Raw genomic sequence first — 15,630 nt, 5'->3', positions numbered from 1 at the left:
CCGACCCTGAGATTTCCCCGGGATTTCCCAGAGTTGAGTGGAATGGACTCAAGTTTGGATAGGTTGTACCCAGTGTTTGCTGTTGCTTGAGCTTGAAAGGCTGGAACCTCTATGGACGTTCAGCGGTTGACGACGCTGGCCCGGGAAACCCTGTCGGTCGCGATCCGCCAGACCTCCTCGGCGGGCAATCCGACCGTCGAACCCATTCATCTGCTGTCCGCACTGCTGGCGCAGCCCGAGGGGACGACCGTGGGCCTGCTCGAGGCCGCCGGCGGTGACCTCGACGCGGTACGCCGCCGGACCGCCGAGCAGCTGAGCCGCCTGCCGAAGGCGAGCGGTGGCAGCGTGCAGGCGCCGAGCCTGTCGCCGAAGACGAGCGACGTGTTGAGCCAGGCGGAGCAGCGGGCTCTCGGGCTCGGGGACGAGTACGTCTCCACCGAGCACCTGCTGATCGCGCTGGCCACCGTCGAGGGCAACGCCAAGACCGCGCTCGGGGTCACCGCCGACGCGCTGCTGCAGGCGTTCGACCAGATGCGTGGCAATCGCCGGATCACCTCCCCGGAGGCCGAAGGCACCACCAAGACGCTGGAGAAGTACGGCGTCGACCTGACCGAGCGGGCCAAGGACGGCAAGCTCGACCCGGTGATCGGACGTGACTCCGAGATCCGCCGGGTCGTCCAGGTGCTGTCCCGGCGTACCAAGAACAACCCGGTCCTGATCGGTGAGCCCGGCGTCGGCAAGACCGCCGTCGTCGAGGGGCTGGCCCAGCGGATCGTGGCCGGTGACGTGCCCGAGTCGTTGCGCGGCCGGCGGCTGATCAGCCTCGACCTGGGCGCGATGGTCGCGGGCGCGAAGTACCGCGGTGAGTTCGAGGAGCGGCTGAAGGCCGTACTCACCGAGATCAAGGACTCCGACGGCCAGATCATCACCTTCATCGACGAGTTGCACACCGTCGTCGGCGCCGGTGCGACCGGCGACAGTTCGATGGATGCCGGCAACATGCTGAAGCCGATGCTGGCCCGTGGCGAGCTCCGGATGATCGGTGCCACCACCCTGGACGAGTACCGGACCCGGATCGAGAAGGACCCGGCGCTGGAGCGACGCTTCCAGCAGGTGTTCGTCGGTGAGCCGTCGGTCGAGGACTCGATCGCGATTCTGCGCGGTCTGAAGGAGCGGTACGAGGCGCACCACAAGGTCGCCATCTCCGACTCCGCCCTGGTTGCCGCGGCCACCCTGTCGCACCGCTACATCACCGGCCGCCAGTTGCCGGACAAGGCCATCGACCTGGTCGACGAGGCCGCGTCCCGGCTGCGGATGGAGATCGACTCGTCCCCGGTCGAGATCGACTCGCTCCGCCGTACCGTCGACCGGCTGAAGATGGAGGAGCTCGCGCTGTCGCGCGAGGAGGACCCGTCCAGCCAGGAGCGACTCGGGCGGCTGCGCGCCGACCTCGCCGACCGCGAGGAGGAACTGCGTGCACTCGAGGCCCGCTGGGAGAAGGAGAAGTCCGGCCTGAACCGCATCGGTGAGGTCAAGGAGCGCATCGACGAGCTCCGCGGCCAGGCCGAGCGGGCGCAGCGCGACGGCGACTTCGAGACCGCCTCCCGGATCCTGTACGGCGAGATCCCCGAGCTGACCAAGGAGCTGGAGAGTGCGTCCGAGGAGCCCGAGGTCGCCGAGGGACCGGACGCGATGGTCAACGAGGAGGTCGGCCCGACCGAGATCGCCGAGGTGATCGCGATGTGGACCGGCATCCCGACCGGCCGGTTGCTCGAGGGCGAGACCGGCAAGCTGCTCCGGATGGAGGACGAGCTGGGGCGCCGGCTGATCGGCCAGCGCGAGGCGGTCAAGGCCGTGAGTGACGCCGTACGGCGTGCTCGCGCCGGCATCTCCGACCCGGACCGGCCGACCGGTTCGTTCCTGTTCCTGGGGCCGACCGGTGTGGGTAAGACCGAGCTGGCCAAGGCGCTCGCGGACTTCCTGTTCGACGACGAGCGCGCGATGGTCCGGATCGACATGTCGGAGTACGGCGAGAAGCACAGCGTCGCGCGGCTGGTCGGTGCACCGCCCGGCTACGTCGGGTACGAGGAGGGTGGCCAGCTCACCGAGGCTGTCCGCCGCCGTCCGTACTCGGTGATCCTGCTCGACGAGGTGGAGAAGGCGCACCCCGAGGTCTTCGACATCCTGCTGCAGGTGCTGGACGACGGTCGCCTGACCGACGGCCAGGGCCGCACGGTCGACTTCCGCAACGTGATCCTGATCCTGACCAGCAACTTGGGGTCGGCGTACCTGGCGGACCTCGGGCTGGACGACAAGGCCAAGCGCGACCAGGTGATGGCGGTCGTGCGGCAGTCGTTCAAGCCGGAGTTCATCAACCGGCTGGACGAGATCGTGCTGTTCGACGCGCTCGGCAGCGAGGAGCTGACCCAGATCGTCGCCCTGCAGATCAAGGCGTTGCAGCGCCGTCTGGCCGACCGCCGGATCACCCTGGACGTCGACGAGGGTGCGATGGAGTGGCTGGCGATGACCGGCTACGACCCGGTGTACGGCGCTCGTCCGCTCCGCCGGCTGGTGCAGTCTGCCATCGGTGACGAGCTGGCCCGGAGTCTGCTCAATGGCAGTGTCCGGGATGGCGACACCGTCAACGTCACCCTGAACGAGGCGAAGGACGCCCTGGACGTCAGCCCCGCCTAAGAGCTGGGCCGGCCTTGCGCCGGCCCAGTTTTGTCTTCTCAGGCCGGTTTGTACGTCAGAGCGATGACGCCGGTCGGAAGCGTGGTCTGGCTGACCAGCTCAAGCTCGGTGCGCGGCGCGCCGTCCGGGAACAGGCGGGCGCCGGTGCCGAGGACGAGCGGATGCACCATGATGTCCAACTCGTCGACGAGCCCGTTGCGCAGCAGGCTGTGCAGGAGCGTCGGGTTGCCGTACATGATGATGTCCCCGCCGGGCTCTGCCTTGATCCGCTTCAGTGCCTGGATCGCGTCGCCTTCCAGCAGCGACGCGTTCCAGGTGAGTTCCCCGGTCAGTGTTGTGGAAGCCACCAGTTTCGGGATGCTGTTCAGGCGTTCGGCGTACGGGCCTGACGCGTTTCCCCAGGCAGCCGAGAACATCTCATAGGTACGCCGGCCGCAGAGGAAGTAGTCGCATCCCGACAACTTCTCCATCGACCGCCGGACAGCTTCGTCACCGAAGTACGGGCCGGCCCAGCCGCCGTACGGTGTCCCGCCGAAACCGCCGGGGTCCTCGGCCACACCGTCGAACGTCATCAGCGCCGAGGCAATGATCCTGCGCATGGTTCCCCTTCCAGGAGGTTCGTCTCACACGTGTAGACCGCGGATCTGCCGAAAAGGAATCGGGGAGAATGGGCGGGTGACACGGGCTGACTGGGTGAACACCACGCACGACTGGGCTGAATCGGTGGATCGGGAGCACCTGGCCCGGATCCGGGGCGACGTCGAGCGGTACGCGCCCGGCGGTCTGCTTCACCTCGTGCTGGAGGTCGTTGCCTACCCTGACGACGAGGCCGAATCCTCCGGGCGACGCGGTGCCTGCAAGGTCACGCTGCACGCCGATGGCTCGATCACTGTCGCGGACGACGGGCGTGGGACGGACACCCGTGTCGACGAACACGGTCGACCGATCAAGAAGCCGGTCATGGCCACGCAGGACCTTCGCTTCTTCGAGGACCCGGCCGCACCGCTCCTCCCCGACGGGCACCCGCGCCGGGGAATGTCAGTGGTCGCCGCTCTGAGCGATCGCCTGACCCACTCCAACCGCCGCCTCAACGGCTCCTGGACCCAGCACTACGAGTACGGCGTACCGGTGACTGACCTCGACCCCGTCGACTCGGACGGCACCACGGGCACCTCGGTCCACTTCCAAGCCCTCGCGTTCGCCCCACTCACGCCGGCCGATCTACGTCCCCACCTGACCTTCCCCCACCTGGACATCACCCTCATCGAGTCCTAGGGGCCGAGCGCGCCTACAGGTTCTTGCGGAGGAAGTAGTTCGTGTGGCCTGGTGGGTAGTCGCGTTTGACGCCGTACTGCTCGTACCCGGCCTTGCGGTAGAAGTCCGGTGCCTGGAAATCGAAGGTGGTGACGTCCGACCAGCGGCATCCACGGGACCGGGCTTCCGCCTCGATCGCTTCCAGCAGGGCGGTCCCGATGCCTTGGCCTCTCGCGTTCGCGTCGACCCACATCGTGTCGATCGTGAGCCAGTGCCAGCTCCGCTCCACCCGCCCCGCGCAGCCGCCGAGGAGTGATCCGTCAGGTCCGAGGGCGAACACCTGCACCGGTTCGGACTTCAGGTTCGCCGGTTCGAACCGCTCCCGGACCACCGCGGACCGTTCCTTGTTGTACTCGACCAGTCGGTCGACCAGGTCCTCCTCCAATTCCGGATCGACACCACTCCGCAGCTCGAATTCGGCAGCATCCACACCGCCACCATCACCTTCGGCTCCGTTGACGGGCAACAGAATTTGGGGGATCTGCGAGGATCAGGGGTGGGGGCTGGTGGAAGGAACTCTTCAGAGCATGACCGAGCAACAGGGCGACGAGCCGGGACGGGCCGAGCAAGGGCCTGGTCCGTATCGCGGTGTCTTCGGCTCACCCGGAGATGTCGCGGGTCCGCCGTCGCCTGGCGGGACGCCGTACGGTGACCGACCTGGAGCGTACGGCGACCGGCCGGGAGCATACGGCGGTGTGTACGGCGCGGGCCCGGCGGCGTACGCGCCGGTGGCTCCGCCCAAGCAGGTGACGATCGCCGCGGTCATCTCGCTCGGCCTGGGCGTGATGAGCCTCCTGCTCGCCGGTCTGGCGTTGACCTCTGCAGGTGAGCAGATCTCCGAGGTTCTCACCGGCACGAAGGATGCGCAGGGCGTCGCCGTGGCGGCGGCCGTGATCTGCGCGTTCGTCTACATCCTGCCGGCGATCTTCGTCCGGAAGCGTCGCGCGTGGGCCCGAGTCATGCTGATCGTGGTCGCCGCGATCGGCATCGTGGGTGGAGTGGTGGCGCTGCCCAGCGGCATCCTCGGGCTGGCGATTCACGGCACACTGCTGTTCCTGATGCTCCAGCAGCCGACCAAGCTCTGGTTCCACCACCGCTGACGCGTCCCCCACCGCTGACCCCGAAGGACTTCATCCGTGGAGATCTGGATCAACCCGGCCTGTTCCAAGTGCCGCACCGCCACCAAGGCCCTCGACGAGGCCGGCGTCACCTACACGGTCCGCCGCTACCTCGACGACCCGCCCACCGCGGCCGAACTGACCGAGGTCCTGGCTCGCCTCAACCTCGAGCCTTGGGACCTCGTCCGCCACAACGAACCCGACGCCAAACCCCTCCGCGACCTCCCCCGAAACGCCGCCAACCGCCCCGCCTGGATCGAAGCGATGGTCACCCACCCCATCCTCATCCAACGCCCCATCCTCACCGCCGACGACACCACCACCGCCGTCGCCCGAGACCCAGAAACCCTGTCCCGCTTCCTCCCCTGACGATCTGCCCCACCCTGCCCCCACCTGCCCCACAACACCTGCGGACAGAGCCCGCGTGGCGCCGCTGGATTCATGAACAATCCCATGAATGCCGAGCACGCCCCCGCCCGAGTTCAGCCTGTCCGCCTGGGTCGACGAGTCCGCTGTCATCGGACCGGTCGGGGGCTCCGGCACCTACACGATGGCGGCAGTCGTCGCTGATCCCGGACAGTGCGATGACCTGCGCCGCGAGGTGTCTGCTCTGATGATCAAGCCCGGCGTCAGACTGCACTGGGTCGCTGAGTCGGTGAAGCGACGGGACCTGATCGCGGAGGCCGTTGGGCGCCTGGACATCGCCGCGATCCTCACGGTGGGTACGCCGATGGATCGGTCCCGGCAGGAACGCGCTCGCCGGTGTTGTCTCGAGCGGCTGCTGCACGAGTTGGATCAGTTCGGTGTCTCCGAGGTACGGCTGGAGTCCCGCGCACTTGCACAGGACAAGCGCGACCTGCGACTGGTCGACAGTGCGCGTCGCAAGAGACTGATCACACCCGGATTGCAGGTCGGGTTCGCCAAGCCGTCCGCCGAGCCGATGCTCTGGCTGCCGGATGCCGTCGCGGGGGCGATGTCTGCGCTCGTACTCGGTGAGGATCGTTGGCTGACGGCGATGACCGACGTGGTCACGATCCACCAGGTGGTCGTCCGTTGAGACTGGCCCGGAAAACGCGAAAGCTGGGGCCCGTCATTCCGGCGGGAATCCCAGCTTCACTTCTCACCCGGCAGCGCGGGGCGAGCTGGTGCCAGTCTCTCACACGCGACCGGCCGCTGTCCTGTTCCTCCGCTGAGGTCAGAGGTTTTGGAGGCGGGTTAGGGCTTCTTTGAGGATGTGGGGTTGTTTGCAGAAGGCCCAGCGGACCAGGGGGCGGCCGGGGGCTGGGTTGTCGTAGAAGACTTGGTGGGGGATGGCTACGACGCCGGCGCGTTCGGGGAGCATGCGGCAGAAGGCGATGCCGTCGGTGTGGCCCAGTGGGCGGATGTCGGTGGTGACGAAGTAGGTGCCGGCCGGGCGGTGGACCTCGAAGCCGAGGGCGGCGAGGCCGTCGCAGAGCAGGTCGCGGCGCGACTGCAGGTCGGCGCGCAGGGCGTCGAAGTACTCGTTGCCCAGGGCAAGCGCATTCGCGACGGCCGGCTGGAACGGCGCTCCTGAGGTGAAGGTGAGGAACTGCTTCGCGGTCGTCACCGCGGTCACGACCGAAGGCGCACCGGTGACCCAGCCGATCTTCCATCCGGTGACCGAGAACGTCTTGCCCGCGCTGCTGATCGATACGGTCCGCTCGGCCATTCCGTCGTACGACGCCAGTGGTGTGTGCCGTAGGCCGTTGTACACGAGGTGTTCGTAGACCTCGTCGGTGATGACGACCAGGTCGTGCTCGATCGCGACGGCGCAGATGCCGCGGAGTTCGTCGTCGGTGAGGACGGTGCCGGTCGGGTTGTGCGGCGAGTTGATCAGCAGCACCTTCGTGCGCGGAGTGACGGCGGCGCGGAGTTCGTCCAGGTCGAGGCGGTAGTCGGGGGCGCGGAGCGTGACCGGCACGCGGCGGCCGCCGGCGAACGCGATCCCGGCGGCGTACGAGTCGTAGTACGGCTCGAGCGCGATCACCTCGTCGCCCGGCTCGACGAACGCGAGCAGCGCGGCGGCGACCGCCTCGGTGGCGCCCGTGGTGACGAGGACCTGGGTGTCCGGGTCGTACGACAAGTCGTAGAACCGCTTCTGGTGGTCGACGATGGCCTGCCGCAACGCGGGGATGCCGCGCGCCGGCGGGTACTGGTTCGCGCCGGCCCGGATCGCCGCGATCGCGTCCTCCAGCAGCGAGTCGGGTCCGTCGGTGTCGGGGAATCCCTGCCCGAGGTTCACCGATCCGGTCGCCACCGCGAGCGCCGACATCTCGGCGAAGATCGTCGTCCCGAGCCCGTCCAACCGCACAGCGTGTTCGCGCATGCCCCGACCCTAACCCCCTCCACGCGGCAAGATCGTGCTGTGCGGAACGACGAGCGGCTGACCCTCCTGGCGAACGCCGTACACATCACGCAGGAACTGCTCGATCACCTCAGCCCCGCGGACCTGACGCGGCCCACGCCGTGCGGCGAGTACGACGTACGCCGCCTCCTGGAGCACGTGATCGGCTGGCACCAGGTCTTCGCAGCCTGCGCGGTCGGGCACGAGCCGCCGCTGGCCGATGGATCGCCCACCTACACGCTCACCGACGACCCTGCCCGTGACCTCCGCGAAGCCGACCTGGTCACCCACCTCAGTCAGGCCCCGGCCACGATCGAGCTGCCGTACCGCGGCGAAACCCCGGTCGAGCTCCTCGTCGAGGAACTCGTCGCCGAGACCGTCATCCACAGCTGGGATCTCGCCACCGGCCTCGGCCGATCGATCAGGTACGACGACGCGACCGTTGCGCTCGCGCACTCCGGGCTGACCAGGATGCTCGGTGAGTCCTTCGCGGAGGAGGGCTTCCGGCCGCCGACCGATCTGACGGCGTCGACCGAGTTCGAACGGCTGCTGGTCCGCAGCGGCCGCTAGCCGGCGTTCTCGACCATGTGGTGCAGCCACGCGCGAGCGGCCGCGCGGTCGGCATCACTGAACGACGCCTCCAGATCCTCCTCGACCTTGCGAACGGCCGGACCCACATCGATCAGCCGTTGCTCGCCGCCCGGGGTGAGGTGGACCTGCTGGGTACGCCGGTCCTTCGGGTTCGGCCGCCGTTCGAGCAGCCCGGCGCGCTCCATCCCGCTGATCAGCTCGTTCGCGGACTGACGCGCCGTACCCACCTCGCGTCCGACCTCGGCGACGGTCTGCCCCGGCGCCCTCGAGACCAGCACGAGTACGCCGTACTGCTGCACGGACAGCCCGTGCTCGTCGAGGGCGTCGGCGAGCGCGGAGCGCATGCTCAGCCAGGCGTGCCGGACGAGGAAGGTCACGCAGCCGGTCGGGTCGTCGTGGTCCATGAACCCAATTCTGCCGATAAATATGATTGACAGGTTCCTGACAATCGAGAGAGACTCGAAACCTCGTCAGGGTCCTGTCAATCATAGGAGACTTCGTGTCCTCGATCGAGCCCGCGCGGCAACGCCGCATCCTCACGATCCTCGTCGTGTCGTCCCTTCTCATCTGGATCGACTCCACCGTTCTGGGCATCGCCCTCGAACGACTCGCCGACCCCGTCGAAGGTCTCGGTGCCACGCCGGGCCAACTGCAATGGGCGATCGGCATCTACTCACTGCTCTTCGCCACCGCACTCTTCGCGGCCGGCGCACTCGGCGACCGCTACGGTCACCGGACTGTCCTGATGCTCGGTCTGGTCGTGTTCGGCGCGTCGTCCGCGTGGGCGGCCTGGGCGGACAGTCCGACCTCACTGATCGTCGCCCGCGCAACCATGGGCCTCGGCGGCGCGCTCCTCGGGCCGACCTCGATGGCCATCATCGGTTGGACCTTCCCGCCCGAGCGGCGTGCTGGTGCGATCGCCGTCTGGTCGTCGGCGGCCGGTCTGGGGGTGGCTGTCGGTCCTGTGCTCGGTGGCCTGCTGATCGACCACTTCTGGTGGGGATCGGTGTTCCTGATCAACCTGCCGATCGTCGCGGCCGGTCTGCTCGGCGCCCGCCTCGTCCTCCCGAACCCCAGAAGCCCGCAGCGACGACGGCTCGACCCGCTCGGCCTCGGCCTGTCGACGCTCGGTCTGCTCGGCGTGTCCTACGGTCTGATCGAGGGCGGCCACCAAGGTGGCTGGAGTCGCTGGCAGGTGTGGGCGAGCATCGCCGCCGGTCTGGTCCTGCTGGCCGGATTCCTCTACTCGGAGTGGCGTGAGCACGAGCCGAGCTTCGATCCCCGGCTGTTCCGCAACCGCCGCTTCGCGGCCGGCAACCTCGTGCTCGCCGGAGTGTTCCTGACGCTGACCGGTCAGAGCTTCTATCTGGCCTTCTACCTGCAGGGTGCGCGTGGCATGAGCGCGCTGACCGCCGGTCTGATGTCGTTGCCCAGCGCGGCAGGCGTCGTACTGGGCTCACCGCTCGGTGCCCGGCTGGCCGGTCGCTTCGGTGTCGCGAAGGTCTGCGGTACGGCGTTGGCCGCGTTCGCGCTGTGTCACGCGCTCAACCTCACCTATCTGGTCGACACCTCGCTGGTGTGGGTCGGTGTGGTCGGCGCTCTGGCCGGGCTGGCGATCGGTGCGACCGTGGCTCCCACGACGGCGGCAGTGATCGCGACTCTGCCGATGGATCGCATCGGTGCGGGGTCGGCGGTCAACAATGCGATCCGCCAGGTCGGCAGTGTTCTCGGTGTCGCCGTACTCGGCACGATCGTGTCGTCGACGTACCAGCACGCGATCGCGCCGTCGCTGGCCGGTCTGCCGGCCGACGCGCGGGACGCGGCCTCGGTCTCCGCCGAGGCCACGCGACACGCGGCCGGAGCCATCCATCGCCCGGATCTGGTCGGCGCCGCGAACGACGCCTTCCTGCATGCGATGCACACAGCCGCCGTGGTAGCGGCCTGCTTCACTCTCGCCGGGGCGATCGTGCTGACGCTGGCCTTCCGGCAGCGGGTCAGTTCCACGCCGAAGGTGGCGGAGGTGGTACGACGGTAGGCCGGTCCTCGCACCAGGTCGCACCGGACCACCCGCCGTCGTTCCCGCCCAGCAGACGTACGTCGAACTCGGGTGGACCGTCGAAGTGGAACGTGCCGCAGTTGTTGACGAACGGAGCGCCGGCATTCCGCGCGTCGACATTCTCGAACGTCGCCCAGCCCCCAACCCGGGCGTTCACCACGTTCGTCCCGGTGCCGTCGACCTTGATGTTGCGCACGGCAACGTTTGTGATCGCGTAGTCGTCCTTGACCGGCCAGTCGACGACGAACATCATCGCGTTGTAGGTCGAGTCGAGGAACGAGCTGTCGGTGATCTCGATCGTGCCGGACATCGTCGACTGCAAGGCGTACAGCCAGATCGCGCCGAGGCCGAGATCCCAGTTGAGGTCGCGCGGACCACCCCGGACCGTGGTGTTCCGGGCGAACCGCAGCGTCCCCTCGAACGGCGTCGCGTTGAACCGCGAGCCGGCGTGCAGGGTGCTGCCCTCGCGGATCGGGTCGGCGACCAGGTTGTCGGTGACCGCGTTGTCGCGGCCGCCGTAGATGGCGATGTTGTTGGCGAGGACCGGCGTCTGGACGGTGTTGTGGTCGTACACGTTGTCGTGGTTGACCAGGCCGTCGGGGTTCGACTCGGACCACATCGCCAGGCCGTCGTCGCCGCTGTTGCGGACGAAGTTGTTGGTCGCCCGGACGTTCGAGACGCCGAGGTGCAGGTTCATCCCGTCGGCGACGGCGTCGGTGATGATGTTGTTCCGGATCAGGACGCCGTCCATCGGTCCGTCCAGCCAGATGCCGACCTTGGTGTGGTGCAGGTACAGGTTCTCGATCGTCGACCCGCCGCCGATCGCGCCACCGATCCCGTTGACCTGGTCGGTGTCGATGCGTTCCCGTACGTCGCTCTCGATCGCGAAGCCGGACAGGTGGACGCCGGTGCTGCCGCCATCGCCGGCGTACTTCCCGTAGAAGCCGGGGGCGCTGTGCACGGACTTGTCGGGCGCGGGTTCGTCGAGTGGCAGGACCTTGCCTTTGATGATCGTCCACCAGTTGCCGGCGCCGCGGACCGTGACCTGGTCGACGACGATGTGCCGGTTGACCTGGTACGTGCCCGGCGGGATGAAGACCGAGAGGCCGAGGCGCTTGGCCAGGGCGATGGTGCGTTCGATCGCGGGGGCCGCGTCGTACCGGCCGGTGGGGTCGGCGCCGAACAGCCGCACTGAAAGGGATCGGGGTGGTTGCTTGAGCGGTGCTTCGACGAGCTCGAAGTCGGCCAGGTCCACGACGTACCAGGCGGCTGGCGTGTTCCGCGGTACGGCGAAGCGGACGCGGTCGCCGGCCTGGTAGGTGTGGTCGAGCAGGAGCCGTTGTTCGTCGTAGAAGTGGTTCGGGCGGAACGGCTTGGCGACCGGGTCCGGTTCGGGCTTCCACCAGCCGGGGATCGGGTCGACGTTCGGGTCGTTGGAGAACGGATACATCCCGTACAGCCAGGCGTACTCCGATGTGAGTGTCATCGTGCGCTTGTGCTTGCCGTTGACGGTGACGTCCAGTGGGGCTCGGAGGCCGCCGCCTGTCGGCGTGTCCGGGATGCTGTAGCGGAGGGTCAGCGCGTTCGCTGGCCGGGTCAGCGTGAATTCGACGTACTGCTTGGGTTGCAGGCGTACGGCGGTGCGTCCGGAGGCCTCGGCCGGCAGGGTGTAGGCCTCGCGGCTCGGGCCGATCTTCTCGCCGGTGAAGTAGGCGTTCTCAGCCTCCTGCTCGAGGAACGGGACCTGCGCGCCGCGACCGGCGACCAGGGCGGGGTCGAGTCCGGCCCGGGTGATGCGGGGAGCTGGGCGGGTGGCGATCGCTGGGGTGGTCAGGACGGCGGCGAGAAGGGCGGTCGTCAGTACGACGGCCAGGGTGCGCAGCTGTGATCGGGACATTGGCGGATCCCTCCGAACGAATTGTCTGGAGGGTATGTAGATCTGCGCAAGATGTCGACAGGCAGGAGAAAATTTCTGTCAGTCGGTGGGGAGTTCGGGTTGGGGGGCGGGGCGGAGGGCTCGGAGCCAGAGTTCGGTTTGGGCTATGTGGGCCGAGGCGGCGGTGGCGGCGGCCGACGGGTCGCGGCGGGCGATGGCGGCGAGGATGGCGCGGTGGCCGCGGTCGCTGGTCTGCTTGATCGCCGCGAAGTCGTCGCCCGGCTCGAAGATGCGGTAGTGACCGCCGCGGCCACGGATCACGCCGGTCAGCGCGGTGACGGTCGGGTTGCCGCCCGCCGTACAGATCGCGCCGTGGAACTCGGCGTCGAGTTGCTGGATCTCGGTCGCGTCAGTGGTCGACTCGAGCCGATCGAGGATCTCGCTGAGCTGCGCGGCCAGCTCCGGATCCTGCCGCGCGGCCGCCGCGGCGGTGGCGTGCGCCTCGAGCACCCGCCGTACCTCCAGCAACTCGAGCACCCCCTCGAGCGGGATCAGCTCGACCGACAACGAGAACCGGCTGATGATCTCCGCCGGATCCAGCGCCGACACGTACGTGCCCGAGCCGTGCCGCGACTCGATCACGCCGAGCGCCGCCAGCGAACGAGCCGCCTCACGCAACGAACTGCGGGACACCCCGAGGTGGTCGCACAGCTCCGGCTCCGGCGGGAACTTCGCCCCCGGCCCGAGCCGGCCGGATGCGATCATCTGACGCAGGCCGGCCAATGCCTTGTCGGTGGCTGCCATTCGCTACCTCCCCTGTCCCCGCAGACTCAGGTGTGCAGCGTAAGTCCTCAGACCACTCGCGGTCACATCGCCCGGTTAACGGGGGTCGTACGGCGAGGCAACGCCAACTCGTCAGATGTCAGCGGGCGCCACCATGGACCGGAGAAGGGCCGGCAGATCCCACGTGTGCCACTGCCGAGGCGCGATCCGCCGGTACTGCGTCCCGTCCGCGAACGGCTCGGCCGACATCCATACGGTCGTCATCCCGCGCTCGTACGGAAGGGTGAGGTTGACCTCGAGATCGTCGACCATGGCCGCCCGGGTGGGGTCGATCGCGAAGCGGGTCAGGAACGCGTCGAGGCTCTCCGGATACGGCTTCGGAATCAGGTCGCCGGCCAGGATGTCGAAAACGCCGTCGAAGTGGGTCGTCAGCCCGAGGCGCTCGAGCGCCTGCTCGGCGTGGTAGACCGAGCCGTTCGTATAGACGAATCGACGCCCAGGCAGCGCCTGCAACGCGGTGGCAAGAGTCGCGTCCGGGGTGAGCACCGAATAGTCGATCCGCCGCTCGAAACCGAGGAACTCGTGCGGGTCGATGGCGCGCGTGATCATCGCACCGCGCAATGAGGTGCCGTACTGCGCGACCAGTTCGGCCTGGATCCGCCGGGCGCCGATGAGGTCCGTGTCGTAGAAACCTGCAACGGTCGACAGGATGCCGTGCGTGAGTTGCGCGGCGAGTGCGGAGTCCGCCGGGTACAAAGTGTTGTCCAGGTCGAGGATCCAGGTGTCGAGGTCCGGCCGCATCTGGCCAGGGTAATGACAGACTGGGTGCGTCACCGACGGGAGGATCGAACGTGCCGACTGCGCTCATCACCGGACCTGCGACCGGGATCGGCCGGGCCTTCGCCGACAAACTGGCGGTGGAGGGATACGACCTGGTGCTGGTGTCGCGGGACGAGGCGCGGCTCAAGGAGGTCGCGGCCGACCTCACCCGCCTGCATGGCGTGGCCTGTGAGGTGATCGCCGCCGACCTGACCGATCGGGACGACCTGGCCAGGGTGGAGGAGCGGTTCCGGACCGGGCCGATCGAGGTGCTGGTGAACAACGCCGGCTTCGGGCAGAAGAAGCCGTTCTGGGCGAACTCGGTCGAGACCGAGGAGAAGCAGTTCGACCTGCTGGTGCGCGTCGTCCTGCGGCTGACGCACGCCGCCGTACTCCCGATGATCGAGCGGGGGTCGGGTGCGGTGATCAACGTGTCGTCGGTGGCCGGGTTCCTGCAGCGCGGTCCCTACAGTGCGCACAAGTCGTGGGTGACGACCTTCTCGGCCGGCCTGGCGATCCAGTTGCACGCCAAGGGGGTCGCCGTGATGGCGTTGTGCCCGGGCCTGGTGCACACCGAGTTCCACGACCGGATGGGGATGGACAAGTCGGTCATCCCCTCGTTCATGTGGCTGGACGCGACCGACATGGTCGACGCCGCCTGGAAGGACCTCATGCGCGGGAAGGCGATCTCGATCCCGAGCCTGCGCTACAAGCTCCTGATGGCCGCCGCCCGCTACACCCCACGCACGCTCATCGCGCGCCTTTCCACCGTCGGCCTGGACGGCCGTCGCCGCTGACTTTGGTGGCCTGCGGCAACGATTCTGGTGCGTCAGAGTTTCTCCGCGACCTCGGTGAGGACCGCGAGAGTGGCGGTGACGAGTGGGTGATCGGCACGACCTGGGCGGACCGCGGCGTACACCCGCCGGGTGGGGACGGGGTCGGGGAGCGGGCGGATGAGCGCGAGGGTTGGAGTCGGTACGGCGAGACGTGGGACCAGTGACACCCCACCGCCGGCGGCGACCAGCGCGGCGACGGCGCGGAAGTCGTCGGACTGATGGACGACGCGCGGCTGGAAGCCGGCTTGTTCACAGGCCAGCACGACCACATCCCGGATCGGATTGCCGGGCGCGGTCATCACCCAGTCGTCGCCTGCGAGCATCGCCAACTCGACGGTGTCGTGGGCCGCGGCCGGATGTGACGGCGGCAGTACGGCGACGAAAGGCTCGGCGTACAAGGGGATCCGGACCAGGCGCCGGTCGTCGGGGCGCGGCGAGCCGCGGTGTTCGACCGCGATCGCGATGTCGACGTCGCCGTCCAGCAACTGGGTGATGCCCTGATGCCCTTCGGCATCACGGATGACGAGGTCGAGGCCGGGGTTCGTGGCGCGGAGCCGGGCGAGGGCGGGCGCGACCAGCAGACTGATCGCGGTGGCGAACGCGGTGATGCGGACCTCGCCGGTGCTGCCGTTCGCGTGCAGCCGCATCGCCTCTTCGGCGCGCTCCACCTCGGTGAGGATGCTGTCGGTGTGGGTCAGCAGCAGGCGGCCGGCCGAGGTGATCGCGACCCGGCGGCCGCGACGTTCGAGCAGTTCCTGGCCGACCTCGGACTCCAGTGCGGCCAACTGCTGCGAGACCGCCGAGGGCGTCAGGTGAAGCACCTCGGCGGCCGCAGTCACGGTCCCGTGATCAGCAAGCGCGCGCAGCACTCGCAGTCGTCGTACCTCGATCACGAACCTCAGCTTCGCACAGCTCCATGGCAGACCTGTTCGGGCCGGCCGTGGATGAGACCAGCGTCAGCGCCGGCGCCGCTACCTCGGCGACGGGTGCCACCTCGGCGACGGGTGCCGCCTCGGTCACGGTGGTCGGCCGCTGCATCATCCGCCGTAAGGCGCGCAGCGGGCGCCGGCGTGGACCGCGCCGTATGTGCGGGACGACCGGTGCGTTCGGCATTGCTGAGTGGGTCTGCTCGTGGATCGACTTGACCACGGAGAAGGGGACGTAGTGCATGGTGGTTT

General features: G+C 68.4%; 17 protein-coding genes. 8 read left to right on the top strand and 9 right to left on the bottom strand.

Going from position 1 to position 15,630, the window contains the following annotated elements:
- The first annotated feature begins 111 nt into the window (after window positions 1-111).
- Window positions 112-2,694, top strand: coding sequence for an ATP-dependent chaperone ClpB (gene clpB, locus ACGFH6_RS18605; RefSeq protein ID WP_393385159.1), 2,583 nt, complete (start codon window positions 112-114; stop codon window positions 2,692-2,694).
- 38 nt (window positions 2,695-2,732) lie between these two features.
- Here clpB and ACGFH6_RS18600 read toward each other — a convergent pair whose 3' ends face one another.
- The gene (locus ACGFH6_RS18600) at window positions 2,733-3,293 is read right to left on the bottom strand and encodes a dihydrofolate reductase family protein (protein WP_393385157.1); all 561 of its coding nucleotides are present in this window, start codon (window positions 3,291-3,293) and stop codon (window positions 2,733-2,735) included.
- A gap of 76 nt (window positions 3,294-3,369) precedes the next feature.
- On the opposite strand from ACGFH6_RS18600, the gene ACGFH6_RS18595 reads away from it, so the two are divergent.
- On the top strand, window positions 3,370-3,969 hold the full coding sequence (locus ACGFH6_RS18595; RefSeq protein ID WP_393385156.1) for a hypothetical protein: 600 nt from the start codon (window positions 3,370-3,372) through the stop codon (window positions 3,967-3,969).
- Window positions 3,970-3,982: 13 nt separating this feature from the next.
- On the opposite strand, the gene ACGFH6_RS18590 is transcribed toward ACGFH6_RS18595, so the two are convergent.
- A complete protein-coding gene (locus ACGFH6_RS18590; RefSeq protein ID WP_393385154.1) occupies window positions 3,983-4,438 on the bottom strand; it encodes a GNAT family N-acetyltransferase in 456 nt (151 codons plus the stop codon).
- A 97-nt stretch (window positions 4,439-4,535) separates the two neighbouring features.
- On the opposite strand from ACGFH6_RS18590, the gene ACGFH6_RS18585 reads away from it, so the two are divergent.
- The 3 genes from ACGFH6_RS18585 to ACGFH6_RS18575 all read left to right on the top strand — a co-directional run bounded on the left by ACGFH6_RS18585 (window position 4,536) and on the right by ACGFH6_RS18575 (window position 6,183).
- Window positions 4,536-5,108: a hypothetical protein gene (locus tag ACGFH6_RS18585; protein WP_393385152.1), complete on the top strand. Its 573-nt coding sequence runs from the start codon at window positions 4,536-4,538 to the stop codon at window positions 5,106-5,108.
- A 36-nt stretch (window positions 5,109-5,144) separates the two neighbouring features.
- Window positions 5,145-5,495 carry an ArsC/Spx/MgsR family protein gene (locus tag ACGFH6_RS18580; RefSeq protein ID WP_393385150.1) on the top strand — a complete coding sequence of 117 codons (351 nt, stop codon included), beginning with the start codon at window positions 5,145-5,147 and terminating at the stop codon, window positions 5,493-5,495.
- Window positions 5,496-5,583: 88 nt separating this feature from the next.
- Complete coding sequence (locus ACGFH6_RS18575) at window positions 5,584-6,183, top strand: hypothetical protein (RefSeq protein ID WP_393385148.1); 600 nt, start codon at window positions 5,584-5,586, stop codon at window positions 6,181-6,183.
- Between the two features lie 138 nt (window positions 6,184-6,321).
- Here ACGFH6_RS18575 and ACGFH6_RS18570 read toward each other — a convergent pair whose 3' ends face one another.
- Window positions 6,322-7,473 (bottom strand): pyridoxal phosphate-dependent aminotransferase, encoded by a 1,152-nt coding sequence (locus ACGFH6_RS18570; RefSeq protein WP_393385146.1) that lies wholly within the window; start codon window positions 7,471-7,473, stop codon window positions 6,322-6,324.
- 39 nt (window positions 7,474-7,512) lie between these two features.
- On the opposite strand from ACGFH6_RS18570, the gene ACGFH6_RS18565 reads away from it, so the two are divergent.
- The gene (locus tag ACGFH6_RS18565) at window positions 7,513-8,061 is read left to right on the top strand and encodes a TIGR03086 family metal-binding protein (RefSeq protein ID WP_393385144.1); all 549 of its coding nucleotides are present in this window, start codon (window positions 7,513-7,515) and stop codon (window positions 8,059-8,061) included.
- On the opposite strand, the gene ACGFH6_RS18560 is transcribed toward ACGFH6_RS18565, so the two are convergent.
- Window positions 8,058-8,486 (bottom strand): MarR family winged helix-turn-helix transcriptional regulator, encoded by a 429-nt coding sequence (locus ACGFH6_RS18560; protein ID WP_393385142.1) that lies wholly within the window; start codon window positions 8,484-8,486, stop codon window positions 8,058-8,060. The two genes, ACGFH6_RS18565 and ACGFH6_RS18560, sit on opposite strands and share 4 nt — an antisense overlap.
- A gap of 95 nt (window positions 8,487-8,581) precedes the next feature.
- Here ACGFH6_RS18560 and ACGFH6_RS18555 point away from each other — a divergent pair, with 95 nt between their 5' ends.
- Complete coding sequence (locus ACGFH6_RS18555; RefSeq protein ID WP_393385140.1) at window positions 8,582-10,117, top strand: MFS transporter; 1,536 nt, start codon at window positions 8,582-8,584, stop codon at window positions 10,115-10,117.
- On the opposite strand, the gene ACGFH6_RS18550 is transcribed toward ACGFH6_RS18555, so the two are convergent.
- The 3 genes from ACGFH6_RS18550 to ACGFH6_RS18540 all read right to left on the bottom strand — a co-directional run bounded on the left by ACGFH6_RS18550 (window position 10,077) and on the right by ACGFH6_RS18540 (window position 13,598).
- Entirely contained in the window at window positions 10,077-12,035 is a 1,959-nt protein-coding gene (locus ACGFH6_RS18550) for a glycosyl hydrolase family 28-related protein (protein ID WP_393385138.1), read from the bottom strand. The two genes, ACGFH6_RS18555 and ACGFH6_RS18550, sit on opposite strands and share 41 nt — an antisense overlap.
- Before the next feature lie 78 nt (window positions 12,036-12,113).
- Window positions 12,114-12,818 carry a FadR/GntR family transcriptional regulator gene (locus ACGFH6_RS18545; RefSeq protein ID WP_393385136.1) on the bottom strand — a complete coding sequence of 235 codons (705 nt, stop codon included), beginning with the start codon at window positions 12,816-12,818 and terminating at the stop codon, window positions 12,114-12,116.
- Window positions 12,819-12,929: 111 nt separating this feature from the next.
- Window positions 12,930-13,598 carry a pyrimidine 5'-nucleotidase gene (locus ACGFH6_RS18540; protein ID WP_393385134.1) on the bottom strand — a complete coding sequence of 223 codons (669 nt, stop codon included), beginning with the start codon at window positions 13,596-13,598 and terminating at the stop codon, window positions 12,930-12,932.
- Window positions 13,599-13,648: 50 nt separating this feature from the next.
- On the opposite strand from ACGFH6_RS18540, the gene ACGFH6_RS18535 reads away from it, so the two are divergent.
- Window positions 13,649-14,413, top strand: coding sequence for an SDR family NAD(P)-dependent oxidoreductase (locus ACGFH6_RS18535; RefSeq protein WP_393385132.1), 765 nt, complete (start codon window positions 13,649-13,651; stop codon window positions 14,411-14,413).
- Between the two features lie 32 nt (window positions 14,414-14,445).
- On the opposite strand, the gene ACGFH6_RS18530 is transcribed toward ACGFH6_RS18535, so the two are convergent.
- Together ACGFH6_RS18530 and ACGFH6_RS18525 are read right to left on the bottom strand one after the other, a co-directional pair.
- On the bottom strand, window positions 14,446-15,345 hold the full coding sequence (locus ACGFH6_RS18530) for a LysR family transcriptional regulator (protein WP_393385130.1): 900 nt from the start codon (window positions 15,343-15,345) through the stop codon (window positions 14,446-14,448).
- Complete coding sequence (locus tag ACGFH6_RS18525) at window positions 15,302-15,622, bottom strand: hypothetical protein (RefSeq protein WP_393385128.1); 321 nt, start codon at window positions 15,620-15,622, stop codon at window positions 15,302-15,304. Before ACGFH6_RS18525 ends, ACGFH6_RS18530 begins: the two co-directional genes overlap by 44 nt.
- Window positions 15,623-15,630: the final 8 nt, after the last annotated feature.

The organism is Kribbella sp. NPDC049227 (assembly GCF_043197265.1).
In the GTDB taxonomy this organism is placed as follows: domain Bacteria; phylum Actinomycetota; class Actinomycetes; order Propionibacteriales; family Kribbellaceae; genus Kribbella.
The sequence above is the reverse complement of the archived record's forward strand: the minus strand, read 5'-3'. Positions and strand labels throughout refer to the sequence as shown.